The organism is Vibrio sp. 10N.261.46.E11 (assembly GCF_041472735.1).
Taxonomy (GTDB): domain Bacteria; phylum Pseudomonadota; class Gammaproteobacteria; order Enterobacterales; family Vibrionaceae; genus Vibrio.
The window spans coordinates 174,889-198,273 of record NZ_JBFRQW010000002.1 but is presented as its reverse complement, the minus strand read 5'-3'; the positions used below and the strand labels follow the sequence as shown (position 1 = coordinate 198,273).

Here is a 23,385-nt window from a genome sequence, read left to right as displayed (position 1 = left end):
GCCCGCTATTAGTGCGGGCAATATAACGACGGTTTATTCTACCAGATGAGCATTCGATATTGAGTGACCGAGGTTGTAGTTTCGTACGGCGTAAGCAAAAAACCATCTCTTTTCAAGCCACTCAATTCCATTACTTACCTGCTTTTTCTCGAATGTCAGTTAGCTTAGAGGCGATACGATTTACGCCTTCATGAGCGAAGATTTCGTCCAAGTTCATTGATAGTTTACGACGCCAGTTAGGGTACTCATCGACCGTACCAGGGATGTTTACTGGCTTATCCATTTCCAGCCAATCTTCCAATTGAACACTTAGCAATGTTGAGCCACCAGCCGCAACGTGTAGTTGAAGTGCTTCCGCAAGGTAAGAATCCATTGGTACTTGGCTTGCATCGCGCCCCACACCTTCAGGTAGGAAGCCGTGCCATGCCACTGAGTCTAAGATACCTTGCTTACATTCCAAGCGGTTATCGAACAAGGTCTCTAGCTGTTGTGCGTCTGGGTATAACCCTATCTCTTGACCCATTTTCAAGTCATCACAGTGCCAGAAGCCGCGAAGCGTTGGCATGTCGTGAGTACACAGTGCCGCCATCGATTGTGACGCGTAGTGCTTCGGAGAAATAAAACCACCGTCATTTTCTGATGTTTCGAAGAAGAATACTTTGTAAGAATGCACGCCAGCATCAGCAAGGATGTCTACGATCTCATCTGGCACTGTCCCTAAGTCTTCACCGATAACGCTACATTGGTAACGGTGAGATTCAAGTGCCAGAATCGACAGCATGTCTTGTACTGGGTAGTAGATGTACGCGCCTTTCGTTGCGTTTTCACCTTTTGGAATCCACCATAAGCGCAGCAGACCTAAAACATGGTCAATACGCAATGCACCACAGTGCTTCATGTTGGCACGAAGCAATTTGATGTAAGCGTCGTAGCTTGTTTCTTGAAGTACTTCTGGGTTAAGTGGCGGTAAGCCCCAGTTTTGGCCTAGAGGACCAAGAATATCCGGTGGAGCACCAATGCTCGCATCCATCACTAAGTTGCCTTCATCAGCCCATGTCTCGCTGCCAGAATCTGCAACGCCTACCGCTAAGTCACGGTACAGGCCAACCGCCATGCCTTTCTCTTCAGCCAGAGACTGTGCATCGTTGATTTGGCAATCAGCTAACCATTGCAGGTACATGTATAGATGCACTTGATCTAGGTTATCTTTGATGTATTTCTGTGTTGCTGGGCTTTCAAATGTACGGAATTTCTCTGGGAATACAGGCCAGCCCCACATACCTGAATCTTCAGCGTGTAGTTCACCATGTAGAGCATCAAACGCCGCTTGATGCATCAGGCTTTCACCGCCCTCTTCAACGAACGCTAAGAACGCTTGTGCGCGGTCGCTGTTTTTGTCTAGATGACGAGTCTTAAATTCTGCGAATAACAGAGGTAAGATGCTCATCTTCAGCTCAGACACTTCAGTGTAATTCACCCAGTGCGCTTCACGAGCTTTCTGTAGGCGCTGCTGGAACTCGGCGCTGCCTACCGTTTGTTGCGCTTCCGCGCTTAATGCGAACTCAGGAACTGAACTCACATCAATGTATAAGACGTTCAACCAACGACGTGAAGACGGGCTGTATGGGCTCGCACCTTCCGGGTTCGCAGGGAACAGTGAGTGAATGGGGTTTAGACCAACAAAGTCACCACCGCGAGACGCGATATCCGAAACAAGCTGTTTTAGGTCACCGAAATCACCAATACCCCAGTTGTGCTGAGTTCTTAGCGTGTACAGTTGAACACTTGGTCCCCAAAGCTTTTTGCCTTGCTCAATAGGTGACTGCTTGAAGCACGCTTTTGGCGTAATAATCAACGTCATCTCGTAAGGTTTCTTACGGCGCTTACGACTCACAATGAGCTTGTGATAACCCCATGCCAAATCACTTGGCAATGCAAACACTAAAGGGCCACCCTCGGCACGCTCGTCACGAACGACTTGAGATTGAAGATAGCCTTCAAGTACCTCTCCTTGCTCGGTTTCTAAGCGCCAGCTGAACTCACTTTCACGAGCACTCACACCCAGATTGAGTGTCACTTCTACTGGCTCACCGTCACGCAAGACAAGAACCGGGTCTAATACATCTTTTCTGTGCTTTCTTTCTGCAGATTTAAGCAGTGCATCATCGCTGCTTGTATCGTAGCCCAATGAAGCCAATAGAGACGTAATCGTCTCTTCTGATACTTGTGCTTCATAGCCCCACGCACTAACGTAACTATCGGCAATATTTGCCATTTCTGCGACTTGTTTTAATACGGTCTGTTCTTTCATCGCTCTCTCCGAAAACGTTCTGACGCTTTCAATTTTTGTAGGGTTGTCTATTTAATTTTTACTAATCAATTAGCTTGTGACAATCAGTTTGTAAGCATTGCTATCTGAATAAGCCGTCTATTTGCTCACAAGCTAATTGAGCCAAGGCAGAAACTGCCTTGGCTACTTTGCAACTATTAACGGTTAACCGCTTCAAGTTTCCAAATGTTGTTCACGTAGTCGCGAATTGAGCGGTCTGATGTGAACTTACCAACCAATGCCGTGTTAAGAATCGCTTTCTTAGCCCAACCAGCTTGGTCTTTGTATTGTGTGCCCATGTCTTCGTGTGCTTTCACATAAGATGCGAAGTCAGCAAGACATAGGTAAGGGTCACCACCGTCTAGTAGGCTATCAAACGTTGCACGTAGAAGACCGGGTTGACCTGGAGTGAACTCATCGCCAGTCAGTAGATCTAGAGATGCTTTCAATAGTGGGTCTGCATTGTAGTAATCGTATGGGTTGTAACCCTGAGCTTTCAGTGCAACAACACCGTCAACTTCTAGGCCGAAGATGTAGATGTTTTCATCACCAACTTCTTCACGAATCTCAACGTTTGCACCATCCATCGTACCGATAGTTAGAGCGCCGTTTAGAGCCATCTTCATGTTACCCGTACCTGAAGCTTCTTTACCAGCCAGTGAGATTTGCTGAGAAACGTCTGCCGCAGGGATGATGATTTCAGCCATGCTTACACGGTAGTCAGGGATGAATACCACTTTCAGCTTGTTACCGATGCGAGGATCGTTGTTGATCTTCTCTGCAATCTTGTTAACCGCGAAGATAATCTCTTTCGCTAGGTGGTAACCCGGTGCTGCTTTCGCTGCGAAGAAACATACGCGTGGCTCACACTCGAAACCAGGTTCGTTAAGAATACGGTGGTACAGAGACAGAATGTGTAGCAAATCTAGATGCTGACGCTTGTATTCGTGCAGACGCTTAATTTGAACGTCGAAGATAGCGTTAGTATCTAGCTCGATACCCATGTTCTCTTGAACCCAATCCGCAAGACGCTGTTTGTTTTCTTTCTTAACAGCCATAAATTCTTTTTGGAATTTCGCATCTGTTGCAAACTTAGCGATGCCTTCTAGCTGCTCAAGTTTTGCTGGCCACTCAGAGCCAATCTTACCTGTGATTAGATTAGATAGACCTGGGTTACAGAACTTCAACCAACGACGTGGCGTGATGCCGTTCGTTACGTTAGTCAGTTTACCTGGGAAGATTTCGTTGAACTCTGGGAACAAGTCTTTCTTAACAAGTTGAGAGTGAAGTGCAGCTACACCATTTACTTTGTAAGAACCAATCACACATAGGTTTGCCATGCGAACCATGCGGTGGAAACCTTCTTGGATGATAGAAAGCTTCGCTTGTTTCTCACCGTCACCAGGCCACATCTTGCGAACTTCTTGCATGAAGCGGTGGTTGATTTCAAAAATGATTTCCATGTGACGTGGAAGAAGACGGTTGATCAGCGATTCAGACCAAGTCTCTAGCGCTTCTGGAAGTAGTGTGTGGTTCGTGTAAGCGAACGTATGTGCACTGATTTCCCATGCTTGATCCCAAGATAGACCTTTCTCGTCGATTAGGATGCGCATTAGCTCAGGAATCGCAATCGTTGGGTGCGTATCGTTCAGCTGAATCGTTTCTTGCTTAGGCAGATCTTCTAGAGAGAAACCTGCGGCTTCGTGGCGGCGTAGAATATCGCGAACTGACGCTGCTGAGTGGAAGTACTGCTGCATTAAACGCAGTGTCTTACCTTTCTCGTGGTTGTCGTTCGGGTAAAGTACTTTAGTGATGTTACCTGCATCGATTAGCGCGTGTTGCGCTTCGAAGTAATCACCGTTGTTAAAGCTTGCTAGTGAGAATGGTGCGATTGCCTGACATTCCCAAAGACGCAATGGGTAAACCGTGTTTGACTCGTAACCTACGATAGGTAGATCCCAAGGCATTGCTTTTACTTCCATACCTGGAACCCAAGTACGAACTTCTTTACCGTCGATGAATTCAACTTCTACATGACCGTAAAAACCAATGTGTTGTGCTAGCTCTGGACGAGCTACTTCCCATGGGTAACCTTCAACACCACGCCATGCGTCTGGTGCTTCTTGTTGACGACCATCTTGGAAAGACTGTTTGAATAGGCCGTATTCGTAGTGAAGACCGTAGCCTACTGTTGGGTACTCTTGAGCTGCACAAGAATCCATGAAACAAGCAGCAAGACGACCGAGACCACCATTACCTAGCGATGGATCGCGTTCTTCTTCTAGAAGGTCAGTTAGGTTTTGGCCTAGCTCTTCCATTGCATGAGTAATCTGTTCGTACAGACCCATGCTGATCAGGTTGTTACCTGTTAGACGACCAATCAAAAACTCTAATGAAAGGTAGTTAACGCTCTTCGCGTTTTTGATTTTTTCATCATTTTCAGTTTCTAGCAGATCAAATGTTGTCAATTCTGCTAGCGCACGCCCCATTGCTAGGTACCATGCGCGGCTATCTGCGTTTTCAATCGTTGTTGCGTAAGTTGCAGATAAATGCTTTTTAACGCTTTCTTGGAACGACACTTTATCGAAAGTTTTTTGCTGAGTTGGTTTCATTTCAGAAATCTCGCTTTTAATAGTTCTAATTCATCTGTGACATATCGTGCATGGTCACCATTAACTAAACATCCTCCCGTTAATACGACTAACTAGGAGTAGATGAGAGGGCGTAGGGGGCGTACCGATGTAAGGTTAGTGATCTGACTCTCATGTTCTAACTTCGAACAAAAAGTTGGAGTGACTAAGATCACAAGCTCCCGTTCGATAACTTAACTTCAATTGATGTGAGTTTTATTTAACCGGAATAAACTGATTAGCAAATCTGAGTTTGAGATCACGAAATTATTTCCCACATATCATCTTTTGCATAAATTTCAGTGTAAGACCGAACAAAGTCACATTCACAAACCACCACACAACGTGAGCAAAGTCTCAAATTAAGGGCGTAGAAAGCCAAAAACATGCAAGACCGCAAGGTTTCTGAGGAGAATCATAGTCGGTGCCATTTTTCTTCACGTAACATAAGCACAGACTTAAGTAATTAGGCAGATGTGATTGGGCAACTCTTTTACGGTTTTAGAATCCCCAGAACATAGGCCACGGAATAGGTGAAAAACTTCGACATGTGGATCCCTTCGAAACTGACTCGTCCCGGCCGCTTACACAATGCAATCCTACGACCTAGGGTTCTCGATCTGCTCCAAAACGCAGATTGCTATAAGCTTGTATTGTTCCGTTCTCCTGCGGGCTATGGCAAGACCACCATGGCTGCACAGTGGCTGTTAGATAAGCCGAATGTGGGTTGGTACAGCATCGATGATAGTGACAACGATGCCTTCCGTTTTATCAACTACCTACTCCAATCACTCAATAAAGCGACTCAAAATTCCTGTCCCAATGCCCAAAAACTGGCAGAGAAACGACAGTTTTCATCGCTGCATTCTTTATTGAGCGAAGTATTCGCCGAGATGTCGGCCTATCATCATGAATGTTTTCTTGTTTTAGACGACTACCATTTAGTCAACAATGATGACATTCAAGAAGCAATGCGCTTTTTCCTCAAACACATGCCCGACAATCTCACGCTAGTTGTAACCAGTCGTGGTACACCACCCCTAGGTACGGCAAACCTTCGCGTTCGAGACTTAATGATCGAATTAGGTAATGACTCGCTGGCTTTTGATACCGAAGAGACCACACGCTTTTTTAATCAGCGTGTTGCCGATGGTATTGATGACACAACGGCAGACAGTATTTGTACCTATGTAGAGGGTTGGCCTTCTGCACTTCAACTTATTGCGCTGCAAGCTCAACATCAAAAGCGTACGCTTGCACAGTCTGCGGAGTCTTTCTCCCACTTAAATCAAGCCCACCTGTGGGACTATTTGGTTGAAGAGGTTTTCGACCTGTTAGACCAAGAAACTCGACAGTTCTTGATGCAGTGTTCAGTGCTTGATCACTTCAACGACGAACTGGTTTGTGCGCTAACGCAGCGTGAAGACGCACTGGGTATGATCGAATCATTAAATCGATTCGGTTTATTCATCTATCCGCTTGAAGGCGAAAAGAACTGGTATCGTTTCCATAACCTGTTTGGTGAGTTTTTGGCACATGAGCGTCAAGCTCGAATTCCTCAACAAGAAGCAGAGTTGCACCGAAGTGCCGCGAAGGCGTGGATTAAACAAGACACACCACACCAAGCACTACGCCATGCACAGCGCGCTGAAGACCCAGAACTGATCATTCAAATACTGACTGATCACGGTTGGCCGATGTTCAACCAAGGTGAGCTTTCCTCTTTAGAGATGGCGATCAAGCAACTGACTACGGATCAACTCTATAGCGACCCTAAACTGTCTATGCTACGAGCTTGGCTAGCACAAAGTCAGCACCGCTACGAACAAGTAGGAACATTATTGGAAGAGGCTGAAACTCAATATCAAGCTCGAAATATTGAACTCGATACTCAGCAGCAAGGGCAATACAACGCGCTACGCGCGCAAGTTGCGATCAACAGCAATGAACCTGAAAAAGCCTTAGAATTGGCAGAGCTTTCGCTAAGTCAGCTGAACACCACCGTTTATCGTAGTCGTATTGTTGCGACCTCTGTTGTTGGTGAAGTCAATCACGTAATGGGCAACTTAAGCCGTGCACTGCCAATGATGCAGCAAACAGAAAAACTTGCACGCCAGTACCAAGTTTACCACCAAGCGCTTTGGGCAATTCTACAGCAGAGCGAGATTTTAATTGCACAGGGTTACGTTCAAGCGGCATTCGAGCTGCAAGACAGTGCGTTCAAATTGATCGAAGAACACCAACTAAAATACGTGCCTCTGCATGAATTCTTACTGCGTGTTAGAGCGCAAATATTCTGGTGTTGGAACCGACTAGATGAAGCGGAAGAGTGCTGTTACAAAGGCTTGGATATCCTTGGTCACCATTCGCCAAGTAAGCACCTGCACAGCTACTCAATGCTGGCTCGTATTTCACTGAGCCGCGGTGAAATTGATAAAGCATCTAAGTTTATTGACCAAATTCAACACCTATTGCGTCAATCAACTTACCACGTGGATTGGACAGCGAACGCTTCCCTTTCTTTGATTCTTTTTTGGCAAGTAAAAGGCAATAAAGAGGCGATACGTGATTGGTTAAATGTGGCTGTTCGACCTGAATCGGCAAGCAACCACTTCTGCCAGCTTCAGTGGCGAAACATCGTAAGATCTCACATCATTCTTGAGCAATATGAAGAAGCGGAAGAAGCGTTGGCGTTCTTGAAGAGTGAAGCACAACGTTCACACCTGATCACGGATACCAACAGAAACTTGATCGTCGAGGCCGTATTACGCACGCAAATCAACGATGAAGACAGCGCACGCGTGCTACTTGAAGAAGCGCTTCATATGACTAACCAAACCGGTATGGTCGGCAACTTCTTAGTAGACGGCGGGACTATCGGACATATCTTGGATAAGCTGAGCAATAAGCCTGGATTGGGCGATTTAGAACGTCATCGTGCTCAGCAGATCATGAAAGATATCTCAACCACCCAACGTAGCCGTTCGGTTCACTTTGACGAAGATTTTGTCGAGAATCTGGTTAATCACCCGAATATCCCTGAGCTTGTGCGTACCAGCCCACTCACCCAGCGTGAATGGCAAGTACTTGGCTTGATCTACTCCGGGTTCAGTAACGAGCAGATAGCTCAAGAACTCGATGTAGCAGGTACCACCATCAAGACTCACATCCGTAACCTTTACCAAAAGCTAAATATTGGTAACCGTAAAGAAGCGATAAGCACAGCAGAGAACTTACTGCAGTTGATGGGGTACTAAACGATTCGAGATTGATTCGAGATTGATTCGAGAAAAGCTTAAGCTAGTTACCTATGGTGACTGGCTTTTTTTTCGTTTGGAGCATGGGGTTAATAGCAGATAGCAGATCATAAAGAGCCAAACGACAGACAAAAAAATAGCCAACCGCAATAATCGCGATTGGCTCTATATATTTGTGAACAAATCATAAGTTCACTAACAACGTCAGTTGGCTAGGTGACCCTCGGCTTAAGAAGGGTCAATGTATATAATGCAGTTAGCGTGCCAACTTTAATCTAGCCATTTTATAAGCCCTGCATCGCATAAAAACCTCTAATTCATGATGCGAATTGCAAAGTGCATTTGCATAATGCAACCAAGATGCAATATCGATAGAAAACAGGTTTCACTGCAGCCGATAATAATAAGACACCAAGCAGTTGTATTTTAAATGCAAGGCAGATGTTCACATCAACGTATTACCTTACAATTAAAGAGGTAATAAAAGCACCTCGCCAAAGGCATATTCATACTTTTTTGACACTAAAGTTTGTATACTGCACAAAATCACTCTCAACTCTATGAAGCAATGAACTACTTAAGTACTTTTTTCAAAGGCATGGCAATGGGCGCAGCCGACGTTGTCCCTGGCGTGTCGGGCGGAACCATCGCATTCATCACTGGTATCTACGATACGCTACTAGAAAGCATTCGAAGAATTAACCCTAGCGTACTTGGACTATGGAAGCGTGAAGGTTTCAAAGCCGCGTTTAGCCACATCAACGGTTTTTTCCTAATTTCACTGTTCGCTGGCGTATTCACGAGCATTGCGACATTTGCAAAACTGATTTCTTGGTTATTAGTCACCCACCCAGTTCCACTATGGTCTTTCTTCTTTGGCCTTATCTTGGTGTCGGTTTTCCATATTCTTAAACAAGTAGAAAAGCGCGATATGATTCGATTCGTATTTTTGCTGCTTGGTGTTGCCTTCGCTTACAGCATTACCGTGCTTAAGCCGCTGCAAATGGAACCTACCAGTATCAATATTCTCATTGCAGGTGCGATTGCAATCTGTGCGATGATTTTGCCAGGTATCTCAGGGAGCTTCATTCTGCTATTAATTGGTATGTACGGCCCGGTACTTGGTGCCGTTAAAGAATTTCAGGTTGATGTACTTGCCCTATTCCTTGGTGGCTGTGTGATTGGTCTACTGACTTTCTCACACGTACTCTCTTGGCTACTGCGCTCATTCCGCGATTTCACATTAGTATTCTTGACTGGTTTGATGATCGGCACACTGCCGAAGATTTGGCCGTGGAAAGAAACGATCAGCTGGCGTACAAACTCTAAAGGCGAGCAAGTTCCTCTGATTCAAGAAAACTTGTCACCGTTTGATTTTGAAGCCGTCACTTCTCAACCTTCACAGCTAGTAATGGCAATTGTGATGATGCTTGTAGCGATTGCTCTGGTCCTTGGGTTAGAGAAATTTGCAGAGCGCAACGCTGACTAATCATTCAGCCAACTTCTGGAAAGCGTTTAGAACGGATAATGCTTAGAAAGACTAAGCTCACGCCCCTATGACACAGACAAAAGCGAAGCCAATGGCTTCGCTTTTTTAGTTCTACCATACGCACAAAATTACTTTTTGATACAAGCACATATTGAGGAATATGATAACATCGCCGCTCTTATAAAATTAGATGAGAACACGACATGCACTCTGCATTAAAGGTTGCTGCTCTTGGGATCGCTCTCGTGGCAGGCTTTTATGGGCCGCAAGCAATTCAGCAATTTGAATCAGCGATGGGGCGAGCCTCTGCTGAGGTTAACTTAGATGATTACTGCATGCTTTCCACCACATCGTGTGAGCAAAATACAGTTACGATGACACTTGATCGCGAGACGGCTCAACCTCTGGCTTCCACCAAAATCAAAGTAGTGTGGGAAGGCGCAGCCTCTGACACATTAATGCTGTCTCTTACAGGTTTAGAGATGGAAATGGGCTCGGCACGTTTTCAATTAAAAAACATTGGCAATAATACCTATGAAGGTGATGTAATTTTACCTGTATGTACTTTAGACAAGATGACATGGATCGGTGAGCTCACTGATGGTGTCGATACTGTAAATCCGGCAATAAGGATGGCAAGATGAGTAGAAATTGGTCGTTAGCATTGGTTGTCGCTTTTGTCCTTGGCTTTGGCGTTAAAAGTTACTTTGATGGGCAAAACGAAGCTCAAAAACAACACGCGGCAAAACAACAATTCTCCGCAACAACCCTTTTCGGCAAAGATAACCAGCCAACGAAAATCTTTGACCAAACCGATGACAGAGTTCGTCTCGTTTACTTTGGTTTCACACGTTGCCCAGATGTGTGCCCTACTTCTCTAGCAATGTTAGCCGGAGCACTTAACCAGATTTCTGATGAAGCAAAAGCCAAGATTCGCCCTATGTTTGTTTCTCTCGATCCAGAACGTGATGCCGCTGAAGCCTCATACGAATACGCACAATACTTCCACCCAATGATGGAAGGATTGAGTGGCCCGTTAGATGTGACAACAACGCTTGCACACAACTACGGTGTTATTTTTAGAAAGACCAAGCTTGAAGGTTCAGAGTTGGAATACACCCTAGACCACAGCTCATATTTCTATTTTTTAAAACCCGATGGCACGCTGATTACCAAAGTGCCGCATACGTTAACGCCAGCGCCAATTGTTGAAGCTATTAACACATTAACGCGCTAACGTACCAAGTCATCAGCGACGAGAAACAACGTGTACAAAAATAAAGAACTTAACGAATAAAGTTCGAACAAAAAGTCAGGTCCCAGACCAAAACAAAAAATTAAGGACAACAACATGAAGTTAAAAGCACTTGCTCTAGCAGGCTTATTGCTCACTCCTCTTGCTCAAGCGAATAACGACATTATGGTTCATGACGCGTACGCGCGCGCAACCCCGCCTTCAGCAGTGAACAGCGCGGTATTCACGACTCTGATGAACCATAGCGATAAAGATCGCGCTATTGTTTCTGCAACAACACCAGCAGCAGGCAAGGTTGAACTTCATGATGTTATCGTTGATGGCGACGTAATGAAGATGCGTCAAGTTCAAGCGATCACCATCCCTGCAAATGGTAAAGCTGTACTTAAACCAGGTAGCTTACACATCATGTTGTTTGACTTAAAAAGCAGCCTAAAAGAAGGTGAACAAATCAAAATGACACTGACCTTCGCAAACGGTGAAACACAGACCTTTGATGCGCCAGTGAAGAAAGTAATGAGCGGCATGAAAAAGATGAATCACGATCATCATTAATCAGATTCACAATCGATGAAATAATTTAAGCCACGATGACTTCTCGCCATCGTGGCTTTTTGCTAAACTGAGTTCGCTTTTTATTCAAAGCCTGACAACATTAATAACCAAGGAGAATAGAAGATGATTGTAATGAAGACACTAAAACTGGCAGTAAAAGTAACGCGTTAACTTGTTTGGTTAATCCAACTTAAATACCGATCGACCAACTTATCGTCACTCTTTGACGACCGCACACTTTTACCCGGTTTACTATTGATCGTAAGTGATCAATTCCTGCATGCCTGTAAAGCATGACTCAATCCGGGGTCCTATCTATTTGAATTCGACCCAAGCTCAAACATTTTTGACGTCTCGACGCTTTTTAATCTCAGCAAGTCTTTTTGGTCTCATTAGCTCTTTGAGCTCATCAACAAATTGAGATCTCACAAGACGTTAATGCTCTCATGAGAAAAGAAAGCTCGCTCGTCTGGGTAAATAAACATGAATTCACAAACTGCATTTTCTCATCCAATGTCACTTCAACAACTTGGATGGCAACCTGTATTCCAACAACAACTGACACTCGAAGACTATGACCAATCCGTCATTGCTCGTATTACCGCGCACCATCGCAGCGGCTATACACTAGCGTCAGAACAAGGCGAAATCGTTCTCCCTATCCATCAAAACCAACCCGCAATGACGGTTGGAGACTGGGTGATATTAAATGCTGAACTGCAATTCGGCCGCTTATTAGACCGTCAGTCGCTCTTCAGCCGTAAAGCGGCAGGTAGCCGTGTCGCCGAACAATATATCTCAGCTAACATCGACACGGTTTTTATCGTGGTTTCGTTAAATAACGACTTTAATCTAAGCCGTATTGAACGCTACCTAGCACTCGCCAATGAAGCACAGGTTGAAGCCGTTATCGTACTCACCAAGAAAGATTTGTGTGATGACTACGAAGACAAAGTACAACAAGTGCAAAGTTTAGATTCTATGCTGATGATCGAAGCGGTAAACAGCCTTGACCAAGACTCAACTCAAGTTTTGTCGCCTTGGTGTAAAACGGGCAAGACTGTGGCTTTAATGGGTTCATCCGGTGTGGGTAAATCTACGCTAGTAAACTCATTGCTCGGTGAAACTCAACAAGCCACGGGTGGCATTCGTGAAGACGACAGTAAAGGCCGTCATACAACCACATCACGATCGCTCCACTTGCTAACATCGGGTGGTTTACTGCTCGATACTCCAGGAATGCGAGAGCTACAACTTGCTGACTGCGCAGAAGGCGTGAGTGAAACCTTTTCTGATGTCGAAGAGTTAGCCATGCATTGCCGTTTCTCTGATTGTCATCATGAATCAGAGCCGGGGTGCAAGATACGCAAAGCCATTGAGGAGGGTGATTTGTCTGAAAGACGATTTACTAACTATCAAAAGTTATTGAGAGAGCAAGCCAGAAATGGCGCCTCATTGGCAGAGCAACGCGCGAACAGTAAACAGCTTTCCAAGATGTACAAAACCGTACAATCAGAAAGCCGAAACATAAAAAAGGCGACCGACTAAACCAATCAGGTTAATCACAATACGCTTTATTTAAACGACTAAGCCCCACCGTGTTAAACACGTGGGGCTTTTTGTTTCAATTTGGTAGCAAAGCGACTATTTATGCACACAATGTTCTTACCTATGAGCATTTACATTTCCAAATTTACAGTATATTAGGTCTAATAAATGTAGTTCCACAGATTTATAGCTCAATCAAAATACAATTATTTAACATTTAGCTCTAAAAACACCACGTAGCGCAAACAATCACCCTAAAAGTAAACTATTCCTAGACACCCTCTAAGATCCCGCTAATATGACCGCCCATTCCACTAGTGTATAGTTGGATTTGGTACAACTTTATAAAAGATACATCACTATAATAATTTAACAATTGCAGGTATTTTATGCAAAATCACAACATGCTCGCCCGCATCGCTCGTGGGAATCTTGTCCTACAGATCCTTGCTGGTATTGTTTTCGGTGTCGTTCTCGCCATGGTTTCTCCTTCAGCAGCTCAAGATGCAGGCCTATTAGGTAGCCTGTTTGTTGGTGCTCTGAAAGCTGTTGCCCCAATTTTAGTATTCATTCTTGTTGCAGCTTCTATCGCAAACCAAAAGAAAGGTCAGCATACCCATATGCGTCCAATCATTGTGCTTTACCTGATTGGTACGTTCTCTGCTGCACTGACTGCTGTAGTACTGAGCTTCATGTTCCCAACCACTTTGACACTGGTTGCTGGCGCTGAAGGTGCTAACCCTCCTCAAGGTATTGCGGAAGTTCTTCATACCCTTCTATTTAAGCTTGTAGACAACCCAGTTAGCGCGCTAATGAACGCGAACTACATCGGTATTCTTGCTTGGGCAATCGGCCTTGGCCTTGCATTGCACCACGCATCTGCAACAACCAAAGCGGTTTTCGAAGACCTTAGCCACAGTGTTTCACACATTGTTCGCTTCATTATTCGTCTTGCGCCATTCGGTATCTTCGGTCTTGTTTCGACAACATTTGCAACAACGGGCTTCGATGCACTAGCAAGTTACGGTCAATTACTAGCGGTTCTACTAAGCTCAATGCTGATCATTGCTCTTGTGGTTAACCCATTGCTTGTATTTGCAAAGACAAAACAGAACCCATACCCACTAGTACTGCAATGTATTCGTGAATCTGGTGTAACGGCATTCTTCACTCGTTCAAGTGCTGCAAACATCCCAGTGAACATGAACCTTTGTAAGAAACTAAACCTAGACGAAGATACTTACTCTGTATCTATCCCACTAGGCGCAACGATCAACATGGCGGGTGCTGCAATCACCATCACTGTGTTAACGCTTGCAGCTGTACATACAATGGGTATTGAGATTGATATCTTCACTGCGATTCTACTAAGCCTTGTTGCTGCAGTATCAGCATGTGGCGCTTCAGGCGTTGCCGGTGGTTCACTACTGCTTATCCCGCTAGCTTGTGGCCTATTCGGTATCTCAAACGATGTAGCAATGCAGGTTGTAGCGGTTGGTTTCATCATTGGTGTGATTCAAGATTCAGCTGAAACAGCGCTTAACAGCTCAACTGACGTAGTCTTCACTGCGGCTGTATGTAAAGCCGAGCAAAACAAAGAGCAATAATCCTTTAGCTACTCTGAACCTAAACAGTTCTGAGCTCTAAACTCTAAGCTCTAAAAAGCAAATCGTACATAAACAAAAAGGGAAGCAGATGCTTCCCTTTTTTTGTTTGAGTGCTTTACCCGCCGTTGTCAATAACACCTACCGTATGAATAACGGGTCACCTTAGCGGCTTAATACAGTCAGTTATAACATCTACACTCATATAACATCGTTGGATTTTTTAAATCGTAGAACTATAAATTGTAGAACTACTCGTTTCAGTCATATTCAGAACACAGGTAATAACTCATAAACACGGTTTATTAATTGCTCTTCCAGTTAGACTCGACTGCCGGTTGGCTAAAGTCCAAAGAACCGCTATTAGAGTTAGCTTGCTTATCTTGTGATGCTCGATTCGCGCTTGCCTTGTCACCATCATGGTTTTCAGCCGCCTGTTGGTGATTGTTGGCATTTAAACCTTGAGCACTTGAAGCTTCGGTATCCAAATCCGCCTTATCGACACCTAACTCATCACCCTCTTCGTCAGAGGCTTCTTTCACTTTCTTATGCACTGGGATATCGCGTTTGTAGAGCTTGTTGAGCGCTTTAACGATAGAGTGCTTGGTGATTGCTTCTTGCGTCAACTTGGTCATTATTGGCTTAGTCAGGGCCTGTAACCCCACAACGGCATCAACACCAAGATCCCCACCAACTTTATCTCTCAAATACCTCGCATCCGCATAACCAAAATGAGCCGATAAGAATAACCAGATATACGCGATAGCATTGCCGTGCTCACCATGGTCAATCCACGCCTCACCGGCTTTAAACATCGCTTCTGCACAGTTTTTTTCAGCTGCCGTTTCAAACCAGTAAACCGCTTCACGATGATTAGCGACAACGCCAACACCATTCAAATAGCTCATACCCAATTTGATTTTTCCGTCTAGGTTATTCTTTTCAGCCGCTTTTCTGAACCACATGAAAGAGCTTTCTGGAGAATAATCTGGGTTCTCTCTATCTAAACACCAATCCCCCATGAAAAGCATCGCTTCGGTGTTACCACTAACTGCAGACTCTTCAATATAGGCGCTGCCTTTCGGAAGGTTTTTCTCAACTCCGCGACCAAACACGAGTGCTTTACCCACCTCGAATTTTGCAAGCGGATCGTTATCCAGTGCTGATATCGCTAACTGCCAAAAATTGGCCTTTTCTCTTAAAATTAGGTCTTCTTTGCACTTCATACTCAGACGCACAATGCCGTACATGCCGTTGACATTGTCTAAATGGGCAGCTTTGTCGTACCAATACAGAGCTTCCTTAAGATTGACTCGTTCGGCCTCTTTCGCCAAATACAGAATCGACGGCACATGCCCTGTTTCAGCCTTAAATTGACGATCTTTTTGCTCTTGGATACGTGCTTTTTCAATCGCTTTTCGGTAAGCGACAGCGCGAGCTTTACGTTCTTGTTCCAAGCGCTTTTTTCTTAGCGACAAAGAGACCAACCAAACAGCAATCAGTATTAACGAAAGAGCGGTCGCACCAATTGCGATTCCCATTGTACTCATAAAATATTTTGTCCTAACTCGGCTAATAGCACCCTACACAGGAAAGCAATCAACCTATAGCGAGCAGTATGTTTGAATGACAGGGAAAAGCGCAGTTATTAAAACGTTCTGCCCTAAAATGAATTTTGTTCAGTATCTCAGGAATATATAATGATAAAAAGCCTACGAGTATCTATCCGTCAGCACTCCATTAATGCTGTGATCCCGCTCGCTTTTTCTCTATAAGTCTTGGGACGTTACTTATTCTATCTTATCTATCTTATCTATCTTATCTAGCAGCTTATGGCCTAGCGACATAATTAACCTTGCTGCATCTTCTCCCAAATGGTCGGAGAGCCGATATAGTCTTGAACCGTAGTAATGAACTCTTTCACCAATTTGGTCTGCTTACGATGCGGATACACAGCATAAATAGCCGTATCAACCGTCGAGATTGCATAATCTGGAAGTAACGTCACCAAGCCCAGTTCTTTCATTGAGGCATACAAGTTTGATTGGTCAAGGAGGCCATAACCTAAGCCATCTTTCACACACGACACCATGGTGCGAACATCACTGACCTTATAGTTGCCACGAATCGTCAGGCTTTGGAAAGTGTTACCATGTGGCTCTTCACTGATACGCAGATGATCAACCGTCATATCGCCATTGGTATAAATCACCGCAGGTAGCGCGAGCAGATCTTGTGGCGTTTTCGGCTCACCATGCTGCTTCACAAAGTCGTTCGATGCAACGAGCATAAAGTTACTGTCGGCAATCTTCTTGGCAATCAAGTTCGATTCAACAAGCTTACTGAAGCGAAACGCGATATCAAACTGCCCAGCAATGATGTTGGCGATCTTATCGTCTAGTGAAAGTACGATCTGAACATCAGGGTACTTTCTCATGAACTGCGTGATGATAGGTTGCAGATATTGCTGACCAAAATAGATCGGCGAGGTAATTCGTAGCACACCTTTTGGCTCAGACTGGTATGAATCTGCAATACCTTGGATCTGATTGATCGTGTCTTTCAACACGTAGGTTTGCGCGAGAATATCTTCCCCTGCCGACGTCAACGAGAACGAACGCGTAGAACGGTTGAGAAGCTGGACACCTAAATCTTGCTCAAGCTTTTTGATCTGTTTAGAGAGCGATGAGTTGTCCATATCATGCAAGGTTGCCGCTTTGGTAAACGACCCTTGTTGAACCACATCTAAGAACAACAACAATTGGTTAGTATTGGGCACTGCGCCTCTCCTACAATAAAACTCGACTAACGTTCATCTTTGGGAGTGTCCATCACAACCATAGTCGTAATGGATTGAACCTGAGCACATTCCCCAAGCACATCGGCATGAAACTTCTTATAGCCCGGTAGATCTTTGGTTTCTACCCTTAGCAAGTACTCGTTGGCACCAGTGATGTTGTGGCACTCCACCACCTCTTTTTCCATACTGACGTGCTGTTCAAACTCTAGCTGAGCCGCTTTGCTATGGCTCGATAAGCCAATCGAAACATAAGCAATAAAGCCAACGCCCATCAGTCCATTATCCAGAACCGCACGGTAACCTTGAATGATCCCTTTACGCTCGAGATCCTGTACTCGCCTTAAGGTCGCTGAAGCCGACAATCCTATACGTTCTGAAAGCTCAATGTTGGAGATTCTGCCGTCCAATTTAAGCTCTTGCAATATCCTTTCGTCAAATCTATCCATAAGTACTTATTATTGTGCATTAAGTGATAATTGAGGAAATAAAAGCACATAATTGCCTCACTTTCCACCTACTATGTTTCTCAACACGTGAAAGTCATGACCGGTCAGTCACTTCGTTCATTTTACTGCTGGAGAATCACAATGCCTTTAGAACAACTTAGCGCACTTGCCTTGTTTGCGTTTGTCTCGACCTTCACACCAGGTCCAAATAACATCATGCTCATGACATCAGGAGCCAATGTTGGCTTTGCTCGTACCATTCCGCACATGCTTGGCATTGCTCTGGGGTTTGCAGCCATGTTGCTATTGGTTGGCTTCGGCTTAATGGGGGTTTTTAACGCCTATCCGGTCTCTCACCAAATCTTGAAATACCTGAGTCTTGCTTACCTCGTGTACCTTGCGATTAAGATAGCATTGAGCGGTAAAGCGAAAAGTACTAAGGCTTTTAAACCAATGACCTTCATTGGCGCAGCCAGTTTTCAGTGGGTGAACCCGAAAGGTTGGTCAATGGCGCTGACGGCTATTTCAGTGTATAGCAGTGGCAGTTCATGGTGGGAGCTCGCGATCATCGCCAGTATCTTCACGCTAGCCAACTTGCCTTCTGTGACATTCTGGACAGCGGCAGGTAAACAGCTCCAACATTGGCTAACAACACCCTTTCGAATCAAAAGCTTCAACTACGGTATGGCAGGGTTACTTTTAGCATCGACGATTCCGATGATCTAATCGACTTACTTTATCTATTGATGGTTAGTACTTAGGTGCTAACCATCCGTTTCTTTAAAAGAGCTTAATAATCTCGCTTAGCCATTGACCAAATGTCGCCTGCCCACTCGGCGTTAACGTCCAGACAAAAGCCACAACATTAAGTGACACCGTCACGAAAAATATAAGTCTAAATGGTTGCTTCTGCGTTTTATGACGCAGTTTATCTTGAGCAATTAACGCCCCTAACCAACCACCAGCAACAGAAAAAATATGCAGAGTTTTCTCTGGTACACGCCAATTACCATTGATTGCCGCTCTCTTGTCCTTCGCGTACACAAAAAACGTCACTATTCCGATAACTAAATACCACACCAAGAGCGATTTTGAACTTTCTGAAAACAACGCAGATACCGCTACTAATACCAGATAAGTAATAGCGATTTGAATAGATGAAGACAACATCAACTCCTTTGGATAATGAACAACATAGCGTCACCATTCCACATTAAAGACTCACCAAGGCTATTTGAGGCGAATGAGTACAAACTTTTTTTGATAGAAAAAACAACCTGCGAGTGAAGTGCCACTAAGCTCACATAAATAAGGCGTAGTTATCACCCCTAGCGACTACTCCTATCTTCTACGCCTATGGCTAACCAACTGTATTTTATGAGCTATTGAACCAATAAAAAAGCGCGTTAACCACCACAATCCGTGATATCGACACTAGGTTTCCTATTTTTACGGATTAAAAATAACTTAATACATAAGCGTCACAAATAGTGGAGCATCGTTAAGACTAGGATATTCATCTTCGTAAAAAATATGGATATCAAAACGTGAACGAAATAAATACCAATAAACACGAGATTCTACAAAGTACCTTGAAGATTGCAAAAACAAAGAGATTCAATATTGTGGAAACGAAAAGATTCAATATTGCGCAAACAAACACCTTTAAACGTTCATCTATAGCTAAGGCGATATTGCCTCTCGTCACCGCGACCTTGGTAGCAGGCTGTGGAAGCGACACTAGCAAAACAAACTCTGACAGCAATAGTCTATATAAAGCCGCTGAAAACGAAGTTGTTATTTATTACAAACGAGATGTTGCAGCGGCTCGCGCTTCTGGCTCGACCTATGACGGCTGGGGGCTTCACCTTTGGAATGGCGAAGGTTGTACGAGCACTGACTTAGTCGGCATGGGATTAGGTAGCAATGGGACTGACTGGGACGTACCTTATGAATTCAAGGGCATCAATGATACCTATGGCGCCTACTACGTGTTGAAAGTCGATCCAGATGCATCCGACCCTCATAAGTGCATCAACTTCATCTTGCATAATGGCGGCGATAAGGCGTTTGGCAGCGCCAACTCGAAAATTGATCTCACCAAACTGAGTCAATCTCAATCTGTATTCGGTTTCCATGGCAGCAGCGCGCTGTACTACGAACCGATTTCAGAACGCCCAGTTAAGATTGATGGCCAGAAGGCACATTGGTTGGACTCAAACACAATCGCTTGGGAAGCTGCAGACGGTGCCGATTCTCTCAAGTTGTTCTACGCACTCGATAACAGCATCACGATAAACGATGATAAGGCGATCGTCGGTGGGCAGGCCGTTGAACTCAAAAAAGATGGCAAGCTATCCTCTGCATTAAAAGAACGCTTCCGTCATCTAGCAAGCCTACCCGCTTTATCAATTGATGTTGACGCCAGCACGCTGCGCACCATCTTGAAATCTCAGATCATTGTTGTTGCGTATAATGCGAATGGCGACATTATCTCATCAACTGAAGTTCAAAAGCCCGGCGTACTTGATGCTGTATTTGCCAACGAAGAGGCCGGTAACGCAATCGGAGAAACACTGGGGGCGATTGTGGAAGGCAGCACGACGACCTTCAAGCTTTGGGCCCCTACTGCGCAAGATGTTGAACTCGTCCTCTACAGCGAAGACCGACAAAGTTCTAAAGTGCTCCCAATGACAGAAAGCTTGGAAACAGGCATTTGGGCAACGGATTCAATTTCTAACGCCGTGAATAGTTATTACCGTTACCAAGTGAAGGTTTATCACCCAACCACTGGTAATATCGAAACTCGCCTTGTGACCGACCCATACTCACTCGGCTTGTCGAAGAATTCAGCATACTCTCAAGTGATTGACCTTGATGAAGCAGCACTGATGCCACAAGGTTGGGCTGGATATAAGCGCCCAACGGTGAAGAAAGACGAAGACCACGTACTTTACGAGTCACACCTTCGTGACTTTAGCTTCAGTGATAAGTTAGGTACAGCAAGTTTAAACGGCAAGTACCTAGCGCTAACAGAAGCCGATCGTGAGTCAGTAAAACATTTGAAAGCTCTGAAAGAAGCCGGTTTAACTACGCTTCATATCTTACCGGCATTCGATATCGCTACCATCAATGAAGATGACGCGAGCCGCGTGGATATCACCGACACCGTTGGCAAACTCTGTAACGTAAAACCAACGGCGACTTTATGCGGCACCGAAGATGAAAACAAAACCATCGAAACCGTACTCAACAGCTATAACTCTTCAACAGGCGATGCCCAAGCTCTAATGAACGATCTGCGTATGCTAGATAGTTTCAACTGGGGCTACGACCCATTTCATTACACCGTTCCAGAGGGAAGTTACGCGACAGATCCTAACGGTTCAAAACGTATTCTAGAATTCCGTCAAATGGTTAAAGCTGCGCACGAAATGGATCTTAAACTGATCATGGACGTGGTTTATAACCATACCAATGCGTCTGGCGTGAACGATAAGTCCGTACTGGATAAGATCGTCCCTGGGTATTATCACCGCCTGAATGTGAACACTGGTGGCGTGGAAAGCTCAACGTGTTGTGATAACACCGCAACTGAAAACCTAATGATGGGTAAGTTGATGGTCGACTCACTCAAGGTATGGGCTGACGACTATAAGGTTGATGGTTTTCGTTTTGACTTAATGGGCCACCAGCCAAAAAGCGTAATGGTTGAAGCATTGAAAGAAGTGCGCAAGATCGACCCAAATACCCTGTTCTATGGCGAAGGTTGGGACTTTGGCGAAGTAGCAAACAACGCTCGCTTCGAACAAGCCAACCAGATCAATATGGCAGGCACCGAAATTGGCACCTTCTCTGACCGTTTGCGTGATGCAGTACGCGGCGGTAGCCCATTTGATGGTGGTGTCGATTCTGAAGGTAAGCACCCACTTCGATTTAACCAAGGCTTCGGTAACGCCGCGTTTGCCAACGAAGAAACCAAGGTTGATCAAGATTCAGTCAACGGTCGTTTACACAACCAAGATCTTGTGCGTTTAGGCATGGCCGGTAACTTAGCCGAATACGTATTACTGGATTACAAAGGCGATACCAAACTGGGCAAAAACGTCGACTACAACGGCGCACCTGCCGGCTACACCAAAATGCCGTCAGAGAACATCTCTTACGTTTCCAAGCACGATAACCAAACTCTTTGGGATAACAACGCTTACAAAATCGCCGAAGGTACAAGCTCTGCAGAACGTGCTCGTATGCAGTCGGTATCGCTCTCGACCGTCATGTTGGGGCAAGGCATCCCGTTCATACACATGGGTTCTGAGCTGTTACGTTCTAAATCAATGCAGCGTGATTCTTACGACTCTGGCGATTGGTACAACCGCGTGATGTTTGATGGTACTGACAACAACTGGAATGTTGGCTTACCTCGTGAAGACAAAGATGGTGCCAACTGGGAACTCATCAAAACCATCATTGCCGACAGCACAGCCAAGCCTGCAAAAGAGGATATTGACCTCACCAAGCAGCAATTCCTAGAGCTGTTAAAAATCCGCAGCTCAAGTGAACTGTTCCGCTTAGACACAGCAGAAGAAGTCATGAAGCGTGTCGACTTCCGCAATGTGGGCAAAGATCAAATCGAAGGCCTGATCGTGATGTCTATTGATGACGGAATCTCCACAGGCAAAGACCTAGATACTGCCGTTGATGCGATTGTGGTTGTTGTAAACTCAACGAGTAAATCTCAATCGTTCAAGATAACGGGAGCAACGGGCTTTACACTCCATACCATTCAGCAGAATTCTGCCGATGACATCGTGAAAGGCGCCACCTTTTCCGCTGAGACCTTCACCGTTCCGCCATTGACCACCGCGGTATTTGTGCAAACTCAAGGCGCATCACAAGGTGCTGGGTTATCGGTTGATAACTCACAAAAGGACGTATCTAAGATTCCGCCATATGGCAAAACGACCGTCTATGTACGTGGTGCAATGAACGGATGGAACCCGACGGACGCTTGGGCGATGAGCTTCGTTGGTAACGGCGTTTACTCTGTCAGTGGCGCTTTGGCTGTGGGTGAATATGGCTTCAAGTTTGGCGGTTCTACTTGGGGTGTCTTGGATATTGGCTGTCACTCCGTCGACTTAGCTAAAGGCTCGATCAACATTGGCAGCGAAGGCGACTGTAAGTTGAATGTAACCGAAGCCGGCAACTACACATTCACACTGAATGCGATTCATCAACTCAATGACAGCGCAGAAAAAGCCGTGGTATCTGTGACGAAACAATAAGCTTCACATTCACATAATCATCACAGACGAGCCTGTTTTTTTGGGGAAAAGCGAGGGGAGGTATTAACCTCCCCTTTTTTTGAGCAGCCGCTCACATACCACAGCAACTACGCCCCGATTTTCTTACCCAAGGAGGATAAAGCCGCATTCTGATTAAGCTAGCCTCCTAACGATAACTTCTATATCA

At 45.0% G+C, this 23,385-nt stretch carries 15 protein-coding genes; 9 read left to right on the top strand and 6 right to left on the bottom strand.

The annotated features are described in order from the left end of the window. Positions 1–130: 130 nt before the first annotated feature. The gene (gene malQ / locus AB4407_RS01285; RefSeq protein WP_372117824.1) at positions 131–2,311 is read right to left on the bottom strand and encodes a 4-alpha-glucanotransferase; all 2,181 of its coding nucleotides are present in this window, start codon (positions 2,309–2,311) and stop codon (positions 131–133) included. A 176-nt stretch (positions 2,312–2,487) separates the two neighbouring features. Beyond that, positions 2,488–4,941 (bottom strand): glycogen/starch/alpha-glucan phosphorylase, encoded by a 2,454-nt coding sequence (locus AB4407_RS01280; RefSeq protein ID WP_372117822.1) that lies wholly within the window; start codon positions 4,939–4,941, stop codon positions 2,488–2,490. 566 nt (positions 4,942–5,507) lie between these two features. Between AB4407_RS01280 and malT the strand changes: the two genes are divergently transcribed. From malT to sstT, 7 genes are all read left to right on the top strand, one after another. Beyond that, a complete protein-coding gene (gene malT, locus AB4407_RS01275) occupies positions 5,508–8,216 on the top strand; it encodes an HTH-type transcriptional regulator MalT (protein ID WP_372118037.1) in 2,709 nt (902 codons plus the stop codon). 568 nt (positions 8,217–8,784) lie between these two features. Beyond that, entirely contained in the window at positions 8,785–9,705 is a 921-nt protein-coding gene (locus AB4407_RS01270; protein ID WP_269334816.1) for a DUF368 domain-containing protein, read from the top strand. 203 nt (positions 9,706–9,908) lie between these two features. Next, complete coding sequence (locus AB4407_RS01265; RefSeq protein WP_372117819.1) at positions 9,909–10,349, top strand: hypothetical protein; 441 nt, start codon at positions 9,909–9,911, stop codon at positions 10,347–10,349. Continuing rightward, a complete protein-coding gene (locus AB4407_RS01260; protein WP_372117817.1) occupies positions 10,346–10,942 on the top strand; it encodes an SCO family protein in 597 nt (198 codons plus the stop codon). The genes AB4407_RS01265 and AB4407_RS01260 overlap by 4 nt, the downstream gene beginning before the upstream one ends. A 114-nt stretch (positions 10,943–11,056) precedes the next feature. Beyond that, positions 11,057–11,515, top strand: coding sequence for a copper chaperone PCu(A)C (locus AB4407_RS01255; RefSeq protein ID WP_009845847.1), 459 nt, complete (start codon positions 11,057–11,059; stop codon positions 11,513–11,515). 483 nt (positions 11,516–11,998) lie between these two features. Continuing rightward, complete coding sequence (gene rsgA, locus AB4407_RS01250) at positions 11,999–13,063, top strand: ribosome small subunit-dependent GTPase A (protein ID WP_372117814.1); 1,065 nt, start codon at positions 11,999–12,001, stop codon at positions 13,061–13,063. 389 nt (positions 13,064–13,452) lie between these two features. Then, positions 13,453–14,670: a serine/threonine transporter SstT gene (sstT, locus tag AB4407_RS01245; protein WP_372117812.1), complete on the top strand. Its 1,218-nt coding sequence runs from the start codon at positions 13,453–13,455 to the stop codon at positions 14,668–14,670. Positions 14,671–14,972: 302 nt separating this feature from the next. Here sstT and AB4407_RS01240 read toward each other — a convergent pair whose 3' ends face one another. The 3 genes from AB4407_RS01240 to AB4407_RS01230 form a co-directional block, all read right to left on the bottom strand. Beyond that, the gene (locus AB4407_RS01240; RefSeq protein WP_372118033.1) at positions 14,973–16,208 is read right to left on the bottom strand and encodes a tetratricopeptide repeat protein; all 1,236 of its coding nucleotides are present in this window, start codon (positions 16,206–16,208) and stop codon (positions 14,973–14,975) included. 308 nt (positions 16,209–16,516) lie between these two features. Next, positions 16,517–17,446, bottom strand: a complete 930-nt coding sequence (locus AB4407_RS01235) for a LysR family transcriptional regulator (protein WP_372117809.1) — start codon at positions 17,444–17,446, stop codon at positions 16,517–16,519. Between the two features lie 26 nt (positions 17,447–17,472). Next, positions 17,473–17,913 carry an Lrp/AsnC family transcriptional regulator gene (locus tag AB4407_RS01230; protein WP_009845852.1) on the bottom strand — a complete coding sequence of 147 codons (441 nt, stop codon included), beginning with the start codon at positions 17,911–17,913 and terminating at the stop codon, positions 17,473–17,475. 141 nt (positions 17,914–18,054) lie between these two features. Here AB4407_RS01230 and AB4407_RS01225 point away from each other — a divergent pair, with 141 nt between their 5' ends. Beyond that, complete coding sequence (locus AB4407_RS01225; RefSeq protein WP_372117807.1) at positions 18,055–18,639, top strand: LysE family translocator; 585 nt, start codon at positions 18,055–18,057, stop codon at positions 18,637–18,639. Positions 18,640–18,693: 54 nt separating this feature from the next. On the opposite strand, the gene AB4407_RS01220 is transcribed toward AB4407_RS01225, so the two are convergent. Then, positions 18,694–19,083, bottom strand: coding sequence for a DUF1294 domain-containing protein (locus AB4407_RS01220; protein WP_372117804.1), 390 nt, complete (start codon positions 19,081–19,083; stop codon positions 18,694–18,696). A gap of 377 nt (positions 19,084–19,460) precedes the next feature. Between AB4407_RS01220 and pulA the strand changes: the two genes are divergently transcribed. Further along, positions 19,461–23,198, top strand: a complete 3,738-nt coding sequence (gene pulA, locus AB4407_RS01215; RefSeq protein ID WP_372117802.1) for a pullulanase-type alpha-1,6-glucosidase — start codon at positions 19,461–19,463, stop codon at positions 23,196–23,198. The last annotated feature ends 187 nt before the right edge of the window (positions 23,199–23,385 follow it).